The sequence below is a fragment of the Streptomyces sp. NPDC001156 genome (assembly GCF_053598275.1).
In genome coordinates this window covers 47890-66107 of sequence record NZ_JBSFJX010000030.1, presented here as the reverse complement: position 1 = coordinate 66107, position 18218 = coordinate 47890, and the positions used below count along the sequence as shown (strand labels likewise).

General features: G+C 69.4%; 16 protein-coding genes, 4 tRNA genes and 1 pseudogene. 12 read left to right on the top strand and 9 right to left on the bottom strand.

Annotated features, from left to right (window positions below; translation table 11 throughout):
- The first annotated feature begins 116 nt into the window (after positions 1–116).
- Together ACWDA7_RS17555 and ACWDA7_RS17550 are read left to right on the top strand one after the other, a co-directional pair.
- Entirely contained in the window at positions 117–1616 is a 1500-nt protein-coding gene (locus ACWDA7_RS17555) for a N,N-dimethylformamidase beta subunit family domain-containing protein (protein ID WP_450605180.1), read from the top strand.
- An 86-nt stretch (positions 1617–1702) separates the two neighbouring features.
- Complete coding sequence (locus tag ACWDA7_RS17550; RefSeq protein ID WP_450605179.1) at positions 1703–2602, top strand: phosphoribosylaminoimidazolesuccinocarboxamide synthase; 900 nt, start codon at positions 1703–1705, stop codon at positions 2600–2602.
- Positions 2603–2724: 122 nt separating this feature from the next.
- Here the strand turns inward: ACWDA7_RS17550 and ACWDA7_RS17545 are convergent.
- The 5 genes and pseudogenes from ACWDA7_RS17545 to ACWDA7_RS17525 form a co-directional block, all read right to left on the bottom strand.
- Positions 2725–2800, bottom strand: a tRNA-Gly gene (locus ACWDA7_RS17545).
- A gap of 23 nt (positions 2801–2823) precedes the next feature.
- Positions 2824–3419 (bottom strand): annotated as a pseudogene (locus ACWDA7_RS17540) (response regulator transcription factor).
- A gap of 572 nt (positions 3420–3991) precedes the next feature.
- Positions 3992–4067: transfer RNA gene (locus ACWDA7_RS17535), tRNA-Gly, on the bottom strand.
- Between the two features lie 80 nt (positions 4068–4147).
- Positions 4148–4219 (bottom strand) — tRNA-Gly (locus tag ACWDA7_RS17530).
- A gap of 218 nt (positions 4220–4437) precedes the next feature.
- Positions 4438–4755 carry a histone-like nucleoid-structuring protein Lsr2 gene (locus ACWDA7_RS17525; protein WP_359397457.1) on the bottom strand — a complete coding sequence of 106 codons (318 nt, stop codon included), beginning with the start codon at positions 4753–4755 and terminating at the stop codon, positions 4438–4440.
- 361 nt (positions 4756–5116) lie between these two features.
- On the opposite strand from ACWDA7_RS17525, the gene purS reads away from it, so the two are divergent.
- From purS to purM, 8 genes are all read left to right on the top strand, one after another.
- Positions 5117–5380: a phosphoribosylformylglycinamidine synthase subunit PurS gene (purS, locus tag ACWDA7_RS17520; protein WP_019982969.1), complete on the top strand. Its 264-nt coding sequence runs from the start codon at positions 5117–5119 to the stop codon at positions 5378–5380.
- On the top strand, positions 5377–6057 hold the full coding sequence (purQ, locus tag ACWDA7_RS17515) for a phosphoribosylformylglycinamidine synthase subunit PurQ (protein ID WP_361825631.1): 681 nt from the start codon (positions 5377–5379) through the stop codon (positions 6055–6057). The genes purS and purQ overlap by 4 nt, the downstream gene beginning before the upstream one ends.
- Entirely contained in the window at positions 6054–8312 is a 2259-nt protein-coding gene (purL, locus tag ACWDA7_RS17510) for a phosphoribosylformylglycinamidine synthase subunit PurL (protein ID WP_450605178.1), read from the top strand. Before purQ ends, purL begins: the two co-directional genes overlap by 4 nt.
- Positions 8313–8849: 537 nt before the next feature.
- Positions 8850–9044, top strand: a complete 195-nt coding sequence (locus ACWDA7_RS17505) for a hypothetical protein (RefSeq protein ID WP_450605177.1) — start codon at positions 8850–8852, stop codon at positions 9042–9044.
- A gap of 33 nt (positions 9045–9077) precedes the next feature.
- The gene (locus tag ACWDA7_RS17500; protein ID WP_450605176.1) at positions 9078–9875 is read left to right on the top strand and encodes a sterol carrier family protein; all 798 of its coding nucleotides are present in this window, start codon (positions 9078–9080) and stop codon (positions 9873–9875) included.
- A 26-nt stretch (positions 9876–9901) separates the two neighbouring features.
- The gene (locus ACWDA7_RS17495) at positions 9902–10747 is read left to right on the top strand and encodes an META domain-containing protein (protein WP_450605175.1); all 846 of its coding nucleotides are present in this window, start codon (positions 9902–9904) and stop codon (positions 10745–10747) included.
- An 85-nt stretch (positions 10748–10832) separates the two neighbouring features.
- Positions 10833–12359 (top strand): amidophosphoribosyltransferase, encoded by a 1527-nt coding sequence (purF, locus tag ACWDA7_RS17490; protein WP_450605174.1) that lies wholly within the window; start codon positions 10833–10835, stop codon positions 12357–12359.
- A 31-nt stretch (positions 12360–12390) separates the two neighbouring features.
- On the top strand, positions 12391–13491 hold the full coding sequence (gene purM / locus ACWDA7_RS17485; RefSeq protein ID WP_450605173.1) for a phosphoribosylformylglycinamidine cyclo-ligase: 1101 nt from the start codon (positions 12391–12393) through the stop codon (positions 13489–13491).
- Positions 13492–13559: 68 nt separating this feature from the next.
- Here the strand turns inward: purM and ACWDA7_RS17480 are convergent, their stop codons facing one another.
- Entirely contained in the window at positions 13560–13808 is a 249-nt protein-coding gene (locus ACWDA7_RS17480) for a DUF3073 domain-containing protein (RefSeq protein ID WP_450605172.1), read from the bottom strand.
- Positions 13809–14082: 274 nt separating this feature from the next.
- Positions 14083–15192, bottom strand: coding sequence for a Glu/Leu/Phe/Val dehydrogenase dimerization domain-containing protein (locus tag ACWDA7_RS17475; protein WP_432929805.1), 1110 nt, complete (start codon positions 15190–15192; stop codon positions 14083–14085).
- Between the two features lie 232 nt (positions 15193–15424).
- Between ACWDA7_RS17475 and ACWDA7_RS17470 the strand changes: the two genes are divergently transcribed.
- Together ACWDA7_RS17470 and bldC are read left to right on the top strand one after the other, a co-directional pair.
- Positions 15425–16267 carry a hypothetical protein gene (locus tag ACWDA7_RS17470; protein ID WP_450605171.1) on the top strand — a complete coding sequence of 281 codons (843 nt, stop codon included), beginning with the start codon at positions 15425–15427 and terminating at the stop codon, positions 16265–16267.
- Between the two features lie 554 nt (positions 16268–16821).
- Positions 16822–17028 (top strand): developmental transcriptional regulator BldC, encoded by a 207-nt coding sequence (gene bldC, locus ACWDA7_RS17465; RefSeq protein WP_003949541.1) that lies wholly within the window; start codon positions 16822–16824, stop codon positions 17026–17028.
- A gap of 522 nt (positions 17029–17550) precedes the next feature.
- Here bldC and ACWDA7_RS17460 read toward each other — a convergent pair.
- Together ACWDA7_RS17460 and ACWDA7_RS17455 are read right to left on the bottom strand one after the other, a co-directional pair.
- Positions 17551–17742 (bottom strand): DUF6274 family protein, encoded by a 192-nt coding sequence (locus ACWDA7_RS17460; RefSeq protein WP_359397490.1) that lies wholly within the window; start codon positions 17740–17742, stop codon positions 17551–17553.
- A gap of 330 nt (positions 17743–18072) precedes the next feature.
- A tRNA-Asp gene (locus ACWDA7_RS17455) sits at positions 18073–18147 on the bottom strand.
- Between the last annotated feature and the right edge of the window lie 71 nt (positions 18148–18218).

The following is an 18218-nucleotide window of genomic DNA, read 5'->3' as shown; positions in this document are numbered from 1 at the left end:
ACGTCAATTCGCGACGAACGGTGACGGAGTGCGTGCGTAATGTGATGTGCTGGGACCGATCGGGTACTACGCAAGGGCTTACGACGGCTCACGGGGGACGAGGGAGGGGACATCGCATGGGGTCGGAGCACATCCGCCGCTGGGAGTCGGGCGCTCTCGCACATGCCGTGACGGATCCTTTCGGCCAGGGCCCCGTCCCCTGGCTCCGGGGAAGTGAGACGTACTTCGACGACACGGGCCACGTGGTCCCCTGGTACGTGGAAGCGGCCCCCGCCCAGGTCCCGTCCCAGGGCCACAAAGGGGCGCGGATTCCGGCGCCCCGCACCGGCGGCCCGCGCTCCGCCGACGACGTACACCGCCAGATCAAGGGCTTCACCTCCAGCGGCGCGGTGGCGCCGGGCGAAGCCATCGACTTCCACATCACGGTGGACCCACCCCAGGAGTTCGCCGTCGACGTGTACCGGATCGGGCACTACGGCGGTGACGGGGCGTCCAAGATCACCACCAGCCCCAGGCTCTCCGGCATCGTCCAGCCGCCCCCGCTGACCGCCGACCGCACGGTCTCCTGCCACCACTGGTGGCTGTCCTGGCGGATGCAGATCCCGTCCTACTGGAGCATCGGCGCGTACGTCGCCGTCCTCACCACCGTCGACGGCTACCGCTCCCACGTGCCCTTCACCGTGCGCGACAGCCGCCCGGCGGACCTTCTCCTGCTGCTCCCGGACATCACCTGGCAGGCGTACAACCTCTACCCGGAGGACGGCCGCACCGGTGCCAGCCTCTACCACGCCTGGGACGAGAACGGCCGGTTGCTGGGCGAGGCCGAAGCCGCCACCACGGTCTCCTTCGACCGCCCCTACGCGGGCGCGGGTCTCCCGCTGCACGTGGGTCACGCGTACGACTTCATCCGCTGGGCCGAGCGCTACCACTACGACCTCTCCTACGCCGACGCGCGCGATCTGCACGCCGGACGCATCGACCCCACCCGTTACCGCGGCCTCGTCTTCCCCGGCCATGACGAGTACTGGTCGCCGCAGATGCGCCGCACCGTGGAACTCGCCCGGGAGACCGGCACCTCGGTCGTTTTCCTCTCCGCCAACACCATGTACTGGCAAGTGGAGTTGGGTCCGTCCCCGTCCGGCGTCGCCGACCGCCTGCTCACCTGCCGCAAGCGCCGAGGTCCCGGAAAGCCCGCTCTGTGGCGGGAGATCGACCGCCCCGAGCAGGAGATGATCGGCATCCAGTACGCGGGCCGGGTGCCCGAGCCGCACCCCCTCGTCGTGCGCAACGCCGACCACTGGCTGTGGGAGGCGACCGGCGCGGAGGAGGGGGCCGAACTGTCGGGGATGGTGGCCGGGGAGGCCGACCGCTACTTCCCGCGCGCGCCGCTGCCCGACCACCAGGGCCGCATCCTGCTCGCCCACTCCCCCTACCCGGACAGCGACGGTGCGCTGCGCCACCAGGAGACCTCTCTGTACCGCGCCCCCTCCGGCTCCCTGGTCTTCGCGTCCGGAACGTTCGCCTGGTCCCCGGCGCTGGACCGCCCCGGCCACGTGGACGCCCGCATCCAGCAGGCGACGGCGAACCTCCTCGACCGCATCTGCAAACGGGACTGACTGCACCCCATACCGGCCCCCGGCACCGGTTCGCCATCCGCATACGGGAGAATCGAGCCAATTGGAGAGAACCACGGGGAGGAACCGTGTCCGGATTCGTCGAAAAGCCCGAGCCCGTCCAGGTGCCGGGTCTGGTGCATCTGCACACCGGCAAGGTGCGCGATCTGTACCAGAACGAGGCGGGCGACCTCGTGATGGTCGCCAGTGACCGTACGTCCGCATACGACTGGGTGCTGCCGACCGTGATCCCGGACAAGGGCAGGATCCTCACCCAGCTCTCGCTCTGGTGGTTCGACAAACTCGCCGATCTGGCCCCGAGCCATGTCCTGAGCACCGAACTGCCGCACGGCGCTCCCGCCGACTGGGCCGGCCGCACCCTCGTCTGCAAGTCCCTGCAGATGATCCCGGTGGAGTGCGTGGCCCGGGGCTACCTCACCGGTTCGGGCCTCGCCGAGTACAACGAGTCCCGTACCGTCTGCGGCCTCGCCCTCCCGGAGGGCCTCGTCGACGGCTCGGAGCTGCCCGCGCCGATCTTCACGCCCGCGACCAAGGCAGCGGTCGGCGACCACGACGAGAACGTCTCCTACGAGGAGGTCGCCCGCCAGGTCGGTGCCGAGACCGCCGCCAACCTGCGGCAGACGACCCTCGCCGTCTATGGCCGCGCCCGCGGCATCGCCCGTGACCGCGGGATCATCCTCGCGGACACCAAGTTCGAGTTCGGTTATGACGGGGACACGCTCGTCCTGGCCGACGAGGTCCTCACTCCGGACTCCTCGCGCTTCTGGCCGGCCGACCGGTGGGAGCCGGGCCGGTCCCAGCTCTCCTTCGACAAGCAGTTCGTACGGGACTGGCTCACGTCCCCCGCCTCCGGCTGGGACCGCACGAGCGAGGAGCCTCCGCCGCCGCTGCCGCAGGAGATCGTGGAGGCGACCCGGGCGAAGTACACGGAGGCGTACGAGCGCCTGACGGGCGTCGCCTGGTCCTGACCGAGCGGGGCCCGGCGACCCGCCGGGCCCCCGGAGCACGTCTGTTCCCGGCCCCGGAGCGCCTGTCTCCCGGATCCGGACGCCCACGAAAAAGCCCCCGGCCTGGGCCGGGGGCTTTTTTCTGGAGCGGACGACGAGGCTCGAACTCGCGACCTCAACCTTGGCAAGGTTGCGCTCTACCAACTGAGCTACGTCCGCACTGCGCGCTTGCGCGAGAGCAACTATACCCAACCTCGTTCGCCTGCGAGACGCACCGCCGCATGACGGTTCTCGACGCCGAGCTTCGAGACGGCCGACGACAGATGGTTCCGCACGTCCCCGGCCGCAGGGCGGCCCGTTCCACGATCTCTGCCACCGACGTGCTGTCGGCGGCGAATTCGAGCACCTCGGACTCCCACGCGGACAGCGGCGAGCCCCGGACCGAGATCGCGTCGGCGGCCAACTCGGGGTCCACGCAGCGGTTTCCCGCGTGCACCGTACGGATGATCTCCGCGAGCCGCTGGGCGCGAACGGTCTTCGGGACGAGTCCGCGCACACCCGCCCGCAGCGCCCGTTTCAGCTGCCCGGGCCGTCCGTGGCCGTGGACGATCAGTGCCTGGCCCCCGGGACCTCGGCCCGCAGCGATGTGGCGACCCTCACACCGTCCGTCCCGGGCATCCGAAGATCCAGGACGGCCACGTGGGGGCAGTGTGCCCGTGCTGTCGCGCGCCTCGGGCCTGGGCGCGGCTTGTGCGACGACCACGAGATCGTCCTCCAGGGCGAGCGGCGTGCTGCCCGTACGAGGCGTTCGCCGCCGGACCGCTCGTGGGGATGTCATGAAGTGACCTCACTCACAGTGCGGCAAGCGGACGACGACGAGGGAGCCGAAGGCAGGCGCACCTCGGTGGTGGGCCGGAGCATGCTCCGCACCCTGGGTCCGCCCACAGCCGTCAGCGCGCCCCGGGCCCCCGCGAGTTCGGCGTTCGAGGTCGGCCTCGCGGTAGCCGCGCACCGCTCAGCCTCTCGCTGCGACTCGTGGGCGAACCGCTGCACCTCACCAATTCCAGGTGTACCGGCGGCTTTCGGTCGGCGACCGCCGGCTCGGAGGAGAAGTCGTCCTCCTCGAGCAGCACGCCGGTCCCGGGGCGGACGGCCGCCTCTCCTCGTATGGATCGCGTCCCAGAATCCGCACCGCGCGGCCGGTGTGGGGTGCGAGGCCCTCCAGCAGTTCGGCCGTGGATGGCTGGATGTCTTGCCCGTGCCGTCGGCCCCGAGGAATGCGAAGAGCTCGGCGCCGGCCACCGAGAAGGTGATCCCGCTCATCACTCCGCACGACGCATGTCAGAGGCCGACGGACCCGGCGGGCGCATACGAGAAAGGCCCCGGTCGATCGACCGGAGCCTTTCTTTTTGGAGCGGACGACGAGGCTCGAACTCGCGACCTCAACCTTGGCAAGGTTGCGCTCTACCAACTGAGCTACGTCCGCATTGCTCCCGACCGGCTTTCACCGATCGGTGCGAGCACCAGCCTACCTGATCCACAAGGATGCTCGGACCGATGCCGTAGAGCGGGTGACAGGGATTGCACACTGCGCCTCCCCCTTGGAAAGGGGGTGTTCTGCTACTGAACTACACCCGCATGGCTCCTCGGGGCCCTGCTTTCCGGCCTTGCCCCTCGGCGTGTCCCAGACTCTAGCTGATCACCAGGGGTGAAACGCAAGTCGATTGGACGCCGGGTCCGATGGGGCCTTCGCACGGTGGGTGCGGGAGGCAGGCGCGTGCGGGACGCAGGGGTGAGCGGCTCCGGCGAACGCGCGGGGCCGCTCCGGCCCGTGCCCGGCCGGAGCGGCGAGTGCGTCAGTGCGCCTCTGCGAACGCCTCGTAGACCTTCTTCGGGATGCGGCCGCGCGGCGGGACCTCCATCTTGTTGGAGCGCGCCCAGGCGCGGACGGCGGCCGGGTCCGGCGTCAACGCCGTGTGCGTGTAGGCCTTCCCGGACTTCGCCTTCTTGCGACCGGCCTCGACGTAGGGTGCCAGCACCTTACGCAGTTTCTTGGCATTGGCTTGATTGAGGTCGATCTCGTACGACTTGCCGTCCAGTCCGAAGACGATCGTTTCCGCCGCTTCTGAGCCGTCGATGTCGTCAAAGAGAGTGACCACGACACGCTGCGCCACGAATATCGGTCCCTTCGTGCGGCACCTCCGCGATCACAGACCATGACGTGCACAGACGTCCGGCAGATGTCGGGGAGATGTCGACTGTCCGGCAGTAATTGGGCAAAGTATCGGCTATTGCCAATTCCTTTGTACAGTGCCCGGCATTGCATTGTGAAGACCGACTGAATACCTCCGCGTGTCCGCGTGCAATGTCTGTCACCGCTCTTCTGCGGGTTTTCCGAGGATTTTCCGTGCAGGGGCCCCATGCCGATGCGGGATCGTGATGAGGGTCACGTAGGATGCTACGAATCTACGCGAGTAGAAATTTTGTGCAGGTAGTCTGAAGGAACCTGCTCAGCACCACACACCGGGAGTGCCAGTGGCACGCGTCGTAGTCGACGTCATGCTCAAGCCGGAGATCCTCGACCCCCAGGGCCAGGCGGTGCAGCGCGCACTGCCGCGGCTCGGTTTCGAAGGCATCTCCGACGTACGTCAGGGAAAGCGATTCGAACTCGAAGTGGACGGTCCGGTCGACGACGCCGCGCTGGCCCGCATCCATGATCTTGCGGAATCCTTCCTCGCCAACACCGTGATCGAGGACTTCACCGTCAAGGTGGAGGAAGTCGCGGAGGCTGCGAAGTGACCGCTCGTATTGGCGTCGTCACTTTCCCGGGCAGCCTGGACGACCGGGACACGCAACGCGCGATCCGTCTCGCGGGCGCGGAACCCGTCGCCCTCTGGCACAAGGACAAGGACCTCAAGCAGGTCGACGCGGTGGTCCTTCCGGGCGGTTTCTCGTACGGCGACTATCTGCGCGCCGGTGCCATCTCCCGCTTCTCCCCGGTGATGGAGACCGTCATCGAGCAGGCGAAGGACGGGCTCCCGGTCCTCGGCATCTGCAACGGTTTCCAGATCCTCACTGAAGCCCATCTCCTTCCGGGCGCGATGCTCGGCAACGACCACCTCCACTTCATCTGCCGCGACCAGAAGATGCGGGTGGAGAACGCGGAGACCTCCTGGACGAGTGACTTCGCGTCCGGCCAGGAGATCCACATCCCGCTGAAGAACATGGACGGCCGGTACGTCGCCGACGAGTACACGCTGGACAAGCTGGAGGCCGAGGGCCGGGTCGTCTTCCGGTACCTCGACTTCAACCCCAACGGCTCCCTGCGGGACATCGCCGGCATCACCAACGAGGCCGGAAACGTCGTCGGCCTCATGCCGCACCCGGAGCACGCCGTCGAGTCCTTGATCGGTACTGGTCGTACCGACGGGCTCCCGTTCTTCACCTCGATCCTCAAGAAGCTGGTGGGCGCATGAGCCGGACGCCTCTGGACACGGTCGAGCATGCGACCGAGACCCCCGACGTCGAGCTGCCCTGGGCCGAACTCGGCCTGAAGAAGGACGAGTACGAGCGGATCGTCGAGATCCTGGGCCGTCGCCCCACCGGCGCCGAGCTCGCCATGTACTCGGTCATGTGGTCCGAGCACTGCTCGTACAAGTCCTCGAAGGTCCACCTCCGCCAGTTCGGCGAGAAGGCCCCCGAGTCCGACGCCCTGCTCGTCGGCATCGGCGAGAACGCCGGCGTCGTGGACGTCGGCCAGGGCTACGCGGTCACCTTCAAGGTCGAGTCGCACAACCACCCCTCGTACGTCGAGCCCTACCAGGGCGCGGCCACGGGTGTCGGCGGCATCGTGCGCGACATCATCGCGATGGGCGCGCGGCCGGTGGCCGTCGTCGACCCGCTGCGCTTCGGTGCGGCAGACCATCCGGACACCAAGCGTGTGCTGCCGGGTGTCGTCGCCGGCATCGGCGGCTACGGCAACTGCCTGGGCCTGCCCAACATCGGCGGCGAGGTCGTCTTCGACTCCTGCTACCAGGGCAACCCGCTGGTCAACGCCGGTGCCATCGGCGTGATGCGGCACGAGGACATCCACCTCGCGAAGGCGTCCGGCACGGGCAACAAGGTCGTCCTGTACGGCGCCCGCACGGGCGGAGACGGCATCGGCGGCGCCTCGATCCTCGCCTCGGAGACCTTCGACGACGCCAAGCCCTCCAAGCGCCCCGCCGTGCAGGTCGGCGACCCCTTCCAGGAGAAGCTGCTCATCGAGTGCACCCTGGAGGCCTTCAAGGAGAAGCTGGTCGTCGGCATCCAGGACCTGGGTGCGGCAGGCCTGTCCTGCGCCACCTCCGAGCTGGCCTCGAACGGCTCCGGCGGCATGCACGTCACCCTGGACGACGTACCGCTGCGCGACTCGACGCTCTCGCCGGAGGAGATCCTCATGAGCGAGTCGCAGGAACGCATGTGCGCGGTCGTCGAGCCCGGGAAGGTCGACCGCTTCCTGGAGATCTGCGCCAAGTGGGACGTCATCGCCACCGTCATCGGTGAGGTGACCGACGGGGACCGCCTCGAGATCTACTGGCACGGCGAGAAGATCGTCGACGTGGACCCGCGGACGGTGGCGCACGAGGGCCCGGTGTACGAGCGCCCCTACGCCCGTCCGGAGTGGCAGGACGCCCTCCAGGCCGACGACGCGAACAAGCTGCCGCGGCCGGAGACCTCCGAGGAGCTGAAGGACCAGGTCCTGAGGCTGGTGTCGTCGCCCAACCAGGCCTCCAAGAAGTGGATCACCTCGCAGTACGACCACTTCGTGCAGGGCAACACGGTCCTCGCCCAGCCCGAGGACTCCGGCATGATCCGCGTCGACGAGGCGTCCGGGCTCGGCGTCGCCATCGCCACCGACGGAAACGGCCGGTACGCGAAGCTCGACCCGTACGCGGGCGCGCAACTCGCGCTCGCGGAGGCGTACCGCAATGTGGCGACCACCGGGGCCAAGCCGCTGGCCGTCTCCGACTGCCTGAACTTCGGCTCGCCCGAGGACCCGGCCGTGATGTGGCAGTTCGCGGAGGCCGTGCGCGGGCTCGCGGACGCCTGTCAGCAGCTGGGCACCCCGGTGACCGGCGGCAATGTCTCCCTGTACAACCAGACCGGCGAGGTGGCCATCCACCCGACGCCGGTGGTGGCCGTGCTGGGTGTCATCGACGACGTCGCACGCCGTACGCCCGTCGCCTTCCAGGAGGAGGGGCAGCTGCTCTACCTCCTCGGCGACACCCGTGAGGAGTTCGGCGGTTCGGCCTGGTCGCAGGTCGTCCACGACCACCTCGGTGGTCTGCCCCCGCAGGTCGACCTGGAGCGCGAGCGGCTGCTCGGCGAGATCCTCATCTCGGCCTCCCGCGACGGCATGATCGACTCCGCGCACGACCTGTCCGACGGCGGCCTCGTTCAGGCCGTGGTCGAGTCGGCGCTGCTCGGCGGCAAGGGTGCGCGGCTGATCGTGCCGGACGGACTCGACGCGTTCACCTTCCTCTTCTCCGAGTCGGCCGGCCGTGCGATCGTCGCGGTGCCGCGCTCCGAGGAGGTCCGCTTCAACGACATGTGCGGCGCGCGCGGCCTGCCCGCGACCCGTGTCGGTGTCGTGGACGGGGACACGGTCGAGCTCCAGGGCGAGTTCGAGCTGTCCCTGGCGGAGCTGCGCGAGGCGCACGAGGGAACCATCCCGGCACTCCTCAAGTAGCCCCCGTTCGTACGACGGTGAAGGCCCCGCCCGGCCGCCGGGCGGGGCCTTCGGCCTACCGCGGCCGGCTCGGCCTCCCGGACGGGGACCGGATCGCCGTCGGGGCGGGGGCCTTCGGGAGCCGTCGGGGCGGGGGCCTTCGGGAGCCGTAGGGGCGGCGGGGTGACGAGGTCCAGCAACCGGGCACCGCGCCAGAAGGCGGCCTGCGTCGCGTCGGCGGAAGAGAGGCACGTATCCCGTCGGCATGGGCCGCTGCCGTCGGCCGCGCCGGTGCGCCGATGGCGTCCCCGGGCCTGTGCCCAGCGTGCAGCCAGACAACGGCGGTGCCGGGACCTGGTCTTCTCTCCTTTGACGGAGCATGTCGGCGACACGGCCCGCGCTGTGCGCGAGCGCGAGCCGGGGAGGCCGCGGTGGACGGACGTCCGCCGGCAGTTCCTGGGAATGGCCGAAGCCGGCGACCCGCCGGTCGGCTGCACGGTGAGCCGTTCGCCCGTCCGGTGCGCGGAATCGTCATCGAGACACCGGTCCTGAGGGAGCGTGCGTTCCTCGCGCTCGGAAGGGGCAACCGAGACCTCGCTGCCCACTCTGGCCGCCGCCGACATGCCGAGCGCCATCCGCAACGCGCTGGTCGAGGAGCACCACAGCCGTATCGTCGTCGGGGACGGCCCAGCCGAGTCGCCGATGCCGTCGGCCGCCACCCGTCAGCCCGTCGACCTGGTCGAAAGGGCCTGATGGGCTACGCGGTGAAGGCATAGGCTCGCCCCTATGCCCCCGGCCAAGAAGCGCACCCGGACGTACGACCCCGCCAAGACCCGCACCGCCGTCCTCGCCCAGTTCGGGAACGTACGACAGGCCGTCGGGGCGTTGACGTCCGAGCAGTTGGCGCTTCCCACCCGGCTAGGGGACTGGACCGTGCGGGAACTGGTCGCGCACATCGGAACGGCACTGGCCCGGGTCGGCGGGCTCCTCGACGGGCCCGAGCCGGTGCGGCAGGACGCCACGGCACTGGACTGGCCGTTCGCGACCGCGGCGAACTCGGCCGCCATCGCCGCGGATGCCCGTCGGCTCGCCGAGCAGCGCCCCGACCTGGACGCCTTCCTTGCCGACGTGGAGCAGCACTTCACCGCCGGCCTCGACGCCTACCCCGGCACCCGGCTGCTGGCCACCAGCGCGGGCGCCATGCCGCTGGCCGACTGCGTCGTCACCCGTACCGTCGAACTCGTCGTCCACACCGACGACCTGAACGCAGCGGTCCCGGGTCTCGACATCCCGTACGACCGTCAGGCCCTCGCCGCCGCGACCCGACTGCTCGCCGACGCGCTCGCCGTCAAGGCGCCCGGCGCCTCGACCGAGGTGCGCGTTCCGCCGTACGCCGTCGTGCAGTGCATCGAAGGACCGCGCCACACTCGCGGCACCCCGCCCAACGTCGTCGAGACCGACCCGCTGACCTGGGTCAGGCTGGCGACCGGCCGCACGGACTGGGCCGCCGCCCGCGCCGACGCGCGGGTCGCGGCCAGCGGTGAACGGGCCGACCTCAGCGACCTGCTGCCCCTCATGGCGTGAGGGGACGTCCTGGGAGGGGGTCGGCCGTGGAACCGCCCCTGCACCCCGGCCGTCCCATCGCCATGGACAAGCACCGGCTGACCCTCACCGTCCTGACCCTGCTCCCGCTCGCGGTGGCCTGCGGTACCGACACCGGTTCGGGCAGCGGCAGCGGCTCCGTGGCGCCGGACGGCAAACCGCCCGTCACCGGCATCCACTGGCGCGTCGACAGCCTCACCACGGGCGACGCCACCCAGAAGGCCCCGGTCGGCGCGTACCTGCAGATCGACGACTCCGGACAGGCGCACGGGAACTACGGGTGCAACAGCTTCGGCGCCTCCGCCACCGTCCGGGGCGACCGCGTCGACTTCGGCTCGGCCCGGTCCACCGACATGGCCTGTGACAAGGCCCCGATGGCCTTCGAGGCGGCCTTCTCCCACACGCTCGCGGGCGGTGCGCTGACCGCCGCGGTAGACGAGGGACGGCTGACGCTCACCGCCGAGAACGGCGACCGCGTGCGCCTCACCAAGGAGAGCGACGCGTCCCTGTCCGGCACCAGGTGGCAGGTCACGTCCCTGGTGGACGGCGACACCGCCTCCTCGCTGCCCGCGGCGGCGACGGGCAAGGCCTGGTTCACCCTCGACGAGAAGGCCGGCACGGCGTCGGGCAGCCTCGGCTGCAACCGGTTCACGGCGAAGGCGACCGTACGCGACGGTCACCTCACGCTGGGCGTCCCCAGGACCACCCGCAGGATGTGCGACGCCTCACTCATGGACACCGAGAGCACGCTGACCAAGATCTTCGACCGACCGCTCACCTATCGAATCGATCACCGCAGCATCACGCTGACCAGCGAAAACGGCAAGGGGGTCAGCGCGCTCGCCCAGTCGTGAGGCGGCCCCTCCGACCGGGCCCGTGACGGAGAGGCACGGATGCCTGGATTCGGACCAGTGCACGATCTCGCCTACACTCGGACCCGTGCCACGTGGTGACGGTCGACTCAATCACGATCTGCTCCCCGGTGAGAAGGGCCCCCAGGACGCGTGTGGCGTCTTCGGTGTCTGGGCTCCGGGTGAAGAGGTCGCAAAACTGACGTACTTCGGGCTCTACGCCCTCCAGCACCGAGGTCAGGAATCCGCGGGTATCGCGGTCAGCAACGGCTCCCAAATTCTCGTCTTCAAGGACATGGGCCTGGTCTCCCAGGTCTTCGACGAGACCTCCCTCGGATCGCTCCAGGGCCACATCGCGGTCGGACACGCCCGGTACTCGACCACCGGTGCCTCCGTCTGGGAGAACGCCCAGCCGACGTTCCGGGCCACGGCGAACGGTTCGATCGCCCTCGGCCACAACGGCAACCTCGTCAACACGGCGCAGCTGGCCAAGATGGTGGCGGCCCTCCCCAAGGAGAACGGCCGCGCCACCCAGGTCGCCGCCACGAACGACACCGACCTCGTCACGGCCCTGCTGGCCGGCCAGGTGGACGACGACGGCAAGCCGCTGACCGTCGAGGACGCGGCCGCCAAGGTCCTGCCCCAGGTCAGGGGCGCCTTCTCGCTGGTCTTCATGGACGAGCAGACGCTATACGCGGCCCGTGACCCGCAAGGTATCCGGCCACTGGTCCTCGGCCGTCTGGAGCGCGGCTGGGTCGTCGCCTCCGAGACCGCCGCGCTCGACATCACGGGTGCGAGCTTCGTCCGCGAGATCGAGCCGGGCGAGTTCGTCGCGATAGACGAGAACGGTCTGCGGACGTCGCGATTCGCGGAAGCGAAGCCTCGCGGTTGCGTCTTCGAGTACGTGTACCTGGCCCGCCCGGACACCGATATCGCCGGCCGGAACGTCTACCTGTCCCGCGTCGAGATGGGCCGCCGCCTCGCCAAGGAGGCCCCCGCCGAGGCCGATCTGGTCATAGCGACGCCCGAGTCCGGCACGCCTGCCGCGATCGGTTACGCGGAGGCGTCCGGCATCCCGTTCGGCTCCGGTCTGGTGAAGAACGCGTACGTCGGCCGTACCTTCATCCAGCCCTCGCAGACGATCCGCCAGCTCGGCATCCGTCTGAAGCTGAACCCCCTGAAGGAAGTCATCAGCGGCAAGCGCCTGGTCGTCGTCGACGACTCGATCGTGCGCGGCAACACCCAGCGGGCGCTGGTGCGGATGCTGCGCGAGGCCGGCGCCGCCGAGGTCCACATCCGGATCTCCTCCCCGCCCGTGAAGTGGCCGTGCTTCTTCGGCATCGACTTCGCCACCCGCGCCGAGCTGATCGCCAACGGCATGTCGGTCGACGAGATCGGCCGGTCTCTCGGCGCGGACTCGCTGGCGTACATCTCGCTCGAGGCCATGATCGAGGCGACCACCATCGCCAAGCCGAACCTGTGCCGAGCCTGCTTCGACGGCGAGTACCCGATGGAGCTGCCCGACCCGGAGCTGCTGGGCAAGCAGCTGCTGGAGACGGAGCTGGCGGCCGGTCCCGCCGCCACGGCCGCGGCCGACGCCATCCGTCGCCCCTGAGCACTTCCACCGACCCCGAAAGATCCAGGCAATGTCTGCTGTGTCCGATCAGTCGACCCCGTCGACGGGAACCTCCGAGGGTGCTTCCTACGCCGCCGCGGGCGTCGACATCGAAGCGGGCGACCGCGCGGTGGAGCTCATGAAGGAGTGGGTGAAGAAGACGCGACGGCCCGAGGTCCTCGGCGGCCTCGGCGGCTTCGCCGGCCTCTTCGACGCCTCCGCCCTCAAGCACTACGAGCGCCCGCTGCTGGCCTCCGCCACCGACGGCGTCGGCACCAAGGTCGACATCGCGCGCCGGATGGGTGTCTACGACACCATCGGGCACGACCTGGTCGCCATGGTCATGGACGACATCGTGGTGTGCGGCGCCGAGCCGCTGTTCATGACCGACTACATCTGCGTCGGCAAGGTGCACCCCGAGCGCGTCGCAGCGATCGTGAAGGGCATCGCCGAAGGCTGCGTGCTGGCAGGCTGCGCCCTGGTCGGCGGTGAGACGGCCGAACACCCGGGTCTGCTCGGTCCGGACGACTTCGACGTCGCGGGCGCCGGTACGGGCGTTGTGGAGGCCGACCGGCTGCTCGGCGCCGAGCGCATCCGCGAGGGTGACGCCGTGATTGCCATGGCCGCCTCCGGACTTCACTCCAACGGGTACTCCCTCGTGCGGCACGTGCTCCTCGACCGGACGAAGCTTGGCCTTGACCAGCACATCGAGGAGTTCGGCCGCACCCTCGGCGAGGAGCTGCTCGAGCCCACGAAGATCTACTCGCTGGACTGCCTGGCGCTCACCCGTACCGCCGAGGTGCATGCGTTCAGTCACATCACCGGCGGCGGACTCGCCGCCAACCTGGCCCGTGTGATCCCGGACGGCCTGCACGCCGTGGTCGACCGTTCCACCTGGACCCCTGCACCCGTGTTCGACCTCGTCGGGAAGAGCGGCGATGTCGAACGGCTGGAGCTGGAGAAGACCCTGAACATGGGCGTGGGCATGATCGCGATCGTCCCCGAGCAGTCGGTGGACGTCGCGCTCTCCGCATTGGCGGACCGCGGCGTGGACGCATGGGTCGCTGGCGAGATCACCGACCGGGGTGACCACGCGACGGGCGCGGCCCTGGTAGGTGACTACGCGGGCTGAGTCCTCACGGACAGCACAGAACCCGGTCCGTGGCTGGGCCACGGACCGGGTGGGAACTCAGTGCAGGGTCAAGCGCCGCGACGGTGTTGCGAGGACTCGTCGTCCTCGTCCTCGTCATCGTCCGCGTAAAGGTCCGCGTACCGTGCGTACAGTTCGTCGTCGTGCTCATCTTCCTCGAATCGGTCGCCGTTCGGCGACGTGTTCGACGTCGATGCGCCCAGCTCCTCAGCCAGGCGTGAGAGGTCCGTCCCACCGCTGTTGTACTTCAGCTGGCGGGCGACCTTCGTCTGCTTGGCCTTGGCCCGGCCGCGCCCCATGGCTCGACCCCCTCAACGACGGGGCTCGACGGCCCCAGAGTCTTGACACGCGTTCATGAACCGGAACGGGCTCTCCGTGGAGAGACCGGTCCGTAGGGCTTCCACGGTACCTGAGCCCACGCCCATACGGTACGTCGCCCGCAGGACGGGCGTGTGCACAGAACCTGCGAGGCGCCCCGTCCTCGCTGGTCACGGCCGATTTTAACCACTTATTGGCGGACGACCCGCCGATAAGAGTGAGAGTTCTCTCCAACCTCCCATCGGCGGGTACCGCTCAAACCTGCGTGGCCTCCCCGCCGAGGCCCGGCCTGCGCGCCTCCGCCATCCGCTGCTCCGCGATCCGGTCGGCCGCCGCGGCCGGCGGAATACCGTCTTCCTTCGCGCGTGCGAATATGGCGAGCGTGGTGTCGAAGATCTTCGACGCCTTGGCCTTGCACCGGTCGAAGTCGAAGCCGTGCAGTTCGTCGGCGACCTGGATGACACCGCCGGCGTTGACGACGTAGTCCGGCGCGTAGAGGATCCCGCGGTCGGCGAGGTCCTTCTCCACGCCCGGGTGCGCGAGCTGGTTGTTGGCCGCGCCGCACACCACCTTCGCCGTCAGTACCGGCACGGAGTCGTCGTTCAGCGCCCCGCCGAGGGCGCAGGGTGCGTAGATGTCGAGGCCCTCGGTGCGGATGAGGGCATCGGTGTCGGCCGCGACGGAGACCTCGGGGTGCGCGTCGGTGACCCGGCGCACGGCGTCCGGCCGCACGTCCGTGATCACGACCTCGGCACCGTCCTCCAGCAGGTGCTGGACCAGGTAGTGCCCGACCTTGCCGACGCCCGCGACGCCGACCTTGCGGCCGCGCAGGGTGGGGTCGCCCCACTGGTGCTGGGCGGAGGCCCGCATGCCCTGGAACACGCCATAGGCGGTCAGCACGGACGAGTCACCCGCACCGCCGTTCTCCGGGGAGCGACCGGTGGTCCACGGGCACACCCGCGCGACCACATCCATGTCGGCGACATAGGTGCCGACATCACAGGCGGTGACGTACCGCCCACCGAGCGAGGCCACGAAGCGGCCGTACGCCAGCAGCAGCTCCTCGGTCTTGATCCGCTCGGGGTCACCGATGATCACGGCCTTGCCGCCGCCGTGGTCGAGACCGGCCATGGCGTTCTTGTACGACATCCCGCGCGCGAGGTTCAGCGCGTCGGCGACGGCTGCCTCCTCCGTCGCGTACGGGTAGAAGCGGGTGCCGCCGAGGGCGGGGCCCAGGGCGGTGGAGTGGATCGCGATGACGGCTTTGAGGCCGGTGGCCCGGTCCTGGCAGAGCACGACCTGCTCATGACCCCCTTGATCCGAGTGGAACAGGGTGTGCAGGACGCCGTCGGTTACGTCGGTCACGGTGGTGACTCCCGAGTGGGTAGCGGCGGTTGAGGAGTGGGTCCCGTGCGGGTGGCGGGGCCCGTGGCATGAGCGTAGAGCGTGGAGGCGCCCGCGAACCTCGCAGTGCTCTGGATCACCTCCCTCGGAGTACGCCCGGACGGGTTCGTGGGACGATTTGCAATGGTTTTCCACACCCGCCGGGTGCCGCCCGGCCGGGTTTCGGGTCAGGTCCGATGGGGAGGGAGCAGGCGTGCCCAAGGTGTCCTCGGTGATCGTCCCGTACGCGTCCTACTTGCGCGTGTACGAACCGCTGGCCGCCTTCCCGGAGCCGGAGCGCGGTCAGTGGGAGCGCTACGCCCGGCGCCCCGACCGCCCCTCGTACCAGGACGAACTGCGGCGCTCCCTGGCCGATTTGCTGCCCACCCCGCCGGTGCCGGTGCCGGTGCACGAGAGCGGCGACGCCTTCGTGACCGAGGTCGACGGGGCGCCGTACATCTGCCCGTGGCGCACCCGGCTGCGCGGCTGGCAGGCGCTCGGGGAGCTGGCGGAGGAGCTGCCCGGCCCGGTCCTGGACGCGGTCCTGCCGCCCGTCGTGCGCCGTCAGGCCACGCAGGACTACGAGCGCTGGCTGGAGGACAACCCGGACGCCCGCCCCTGGATCCGTACCGCAACCTGGCAGGTGCCGCTGAACTGGTTCGTCCTGGTCTCGGACGACGAGCGCAGATACGAGAAGGGGACCGGCGAGGTCCCGCCGATGCTGCGCTACCGCACGCCGATGGTGCAGGCCCGGCGGCGCACCGCACGGGCACTGCGGACCCTCAAGGAGGCCATCGACGAGGGGCCGCTGATCGACGGCCTGGTCGATGTGGGCCGGTGGCTGGAGGAGTTCCACCCGCGTTCGCTGGTCGAGCTGGACTACGGCGGGCTCGTCCATGTCCTGCCGGCCGCCGAGCTGGACGGGGACCATTCGGCGGCGGACGTCGCCGAGGGGATCGAGGCCCTGCGACTGGGGGACGGGCCCACGGCCGGGGAGGCCTACGGGCGGCTGGTGGAACGCTGGCGGGCCGTACGGGACCGCCGCTCGGCGAACTGAGGGGCGGCGTTCCGGCCGGAACCTCGGCGAACCGGTGCGCGAATTGTGACTCGCAAGACATGGTGAAGTGCCAACCCTTGGCCCATGGTTGACGTACCGCACGTCAGCAGCGGGGGCGTAGGTCTCGATCCGGGCTTTTGCCGTCAAGCGTGACGGACGGCACTTACAAGGACCTTGCGCCTTACGGCCCTCCTCATGCCAAAATAGGACAAGGAGCCCGGGGGAGGTTCCCTCTGTCCACTTATGGGCGGAAGTTCAGCATTGCACTCTTTGGGGGGTCTGGTGACTCCTGATCGTCCTGTGACTGATCGTCACAGTGGCGTGACTGTCCGCTATGGCATGGTCCATCGGCTTCCGTCGCTGATGAACACCTGGGAGGGCAATTCCATCGGTTTGGCCGACGCGGCTGGACGGATGGTGTAGTTGTAGTGCCGAGGACAAGCCGTTCGTCCTATAACCGACTCGACTCGCGTCCGCCATTTCGGGCAACGCGGGTCAAGGTGCAGAATTTAGAGGAAAGAACCGAAGGTTCGGTTCTCCCGAGGAGGCCGCTCATGACCGCTCGCACCCCTGATGCCGAGCCGCTGCTGACCCCGGCTGAGGTCGCCACGATGTTCCGCGTCGACCCCAAGACGGTCACGCGGTGGGCGAAGGCCGGCAAGCTCACTTCGATCCGTACGCTCGGCGGGCACCGCCGCTACCGCGAGGCCGAGGTCCGCGCGCTGCTCGCGGGCATCCCGCAGCAGCGCAGCGAGGCCTGAACAGCCGAATAGCCGGACATATCGGCAGGTCCCCCAATCTGCCGCGACGTCCGAACCGCAGCTCCAAGCGACGCGGGTGCTGCCCCAACAGCGCCCTCGCCCAAGGTCAGTAGAGGCACGCCAAGGGTGCGTCGTCTATCGCGCTGGACTCCGCCGAGTCCAGCGCGATCTTTTTTGTGCCCTTGTCAGGGCGCCCGGGACCCCTCTGTGGGCGCCCTTGTCGGCGTCCGGGGAGGGGTGTCGGATCCGCTGTGGAGGACCTCCGAGAGCAGTGCAATTGCACATATTAAATTGACTCATTGTAGGAGGGGAGTAAGTACCGCACCTCACAAAACTCATGCGGTGACTCCCGTCACATGCCCGGGTCCTTGTTGCGATCACGGTCTCTTTGCTAATGGAACACAGCAGTCCGGAAGGTGCGTTGAGCGGACCGTACGTCCAGAAGTGCCCACCCGCAGCTGCTTCGAACCTTCCGCTCGGCAGTCGCGTCACCGTGTCCCGCGGGTGCCCGGCGGGCGCGGCTCACACTGTGGAGGGTGTGTCGTCCTCGGCGGTCGCCTCAGGGTCTTCCTCGCCGCGCTGGGCGGGTTCCATCGCCAGGCGCAGGAGCTGATGGCAGACCGGGCAGTGCCGCGTCAGATGGCGATAGCCGGCCGCGGCGGACAGATGGGCACGGAGTAAGGCACGCGTCTCGTGCCGAGCGGACGCCGCCATACGCCACCTCCCCCTGGGCCCGGGCAACCGGGGTCCCTGTTTTCTGGGTACCGGTGGAATGTGACGCCGTCAAGACACTCTGGAACACGCGCAGGCCCGCAGGCGCTCGGCAACGGCGGCTCTGACGAGGGCTCAGAGCCGCGTGCCGCCCGTCCGTGCCACCGCCGCGGAGCCCTCTCCGGGCCGGGCCGGAGTCGGGCACCGGCGGGCGTTCCCGGCCGAGCGCTTGAGGCCCATGCCATCGTGCCCGGCCCCTCCCCGCGAAGGCGGCCGGCCGACGGCGGGCATGCGAAAGGCCCCGTATCTGACGACACGAGGCCTTTCATCGGGCGGTCCTGACGGGATTTGAACCCGCGGCCTCCACCTTGACAGGGTGGCGAGCACTCCAAACTGCTCCACAGGACCAGGTTTCGCGGCGCTCTTCCTTGCGGTGCGCTGCGAAAAAGAACTGTACAGGAGGGTGAGCCCCTGGTCGA

Coding starts and splice junctions, on each gene's coding strand:
- purL (WP_450605178.1), top strand. CDS start 6,054: ATGAGCCGGACGCCTCTGGACACGGTCGAGCATGCGACCGAGACCCCC.
- bldC (WP_003949541.1), top strand. CDS start 16,822: ATGACCGCTCGCACCCCTGATGCCGAGCCGCTGCTGACCCCGGCTGAG.
- purM (WP_450605173.1), top strand. CDS start 12,391: ATGTCTGCTGTGTCCGATCAGTCGACCCCGTCGACGGGAACCTCCGAG.
- ACWDA7_RS17480 (WP_450605172.1), bottom strand. CDS start 13,808: ATGGGGCGCGGCCGGGCCAAGGCCAAGCAGACGAAGGTCGCCCGCCAG.
- ACWDA7_RS17460 (WP_359397490.1), bottom strand. CDS start 17,742: ATGGCGGCGTCCGCTCGGCACGAGACGCGTGCCTTACTCCGTGCCCAT.
- ACWDA7_RS17555 (WP_450605180.1), top strand. CDS start 117: ATGGGGTCGGAGCACATCCGCCGCTGGGAGTCGGGCGCTCTCGCACAT.
- ACWDA7_RS17500 (WP_450605176.1), top strand. CDS start 9,078: ATGCCCCCGGCCAAGAAGCGCACCCGGACGTACGACCCCGCCAAGACC.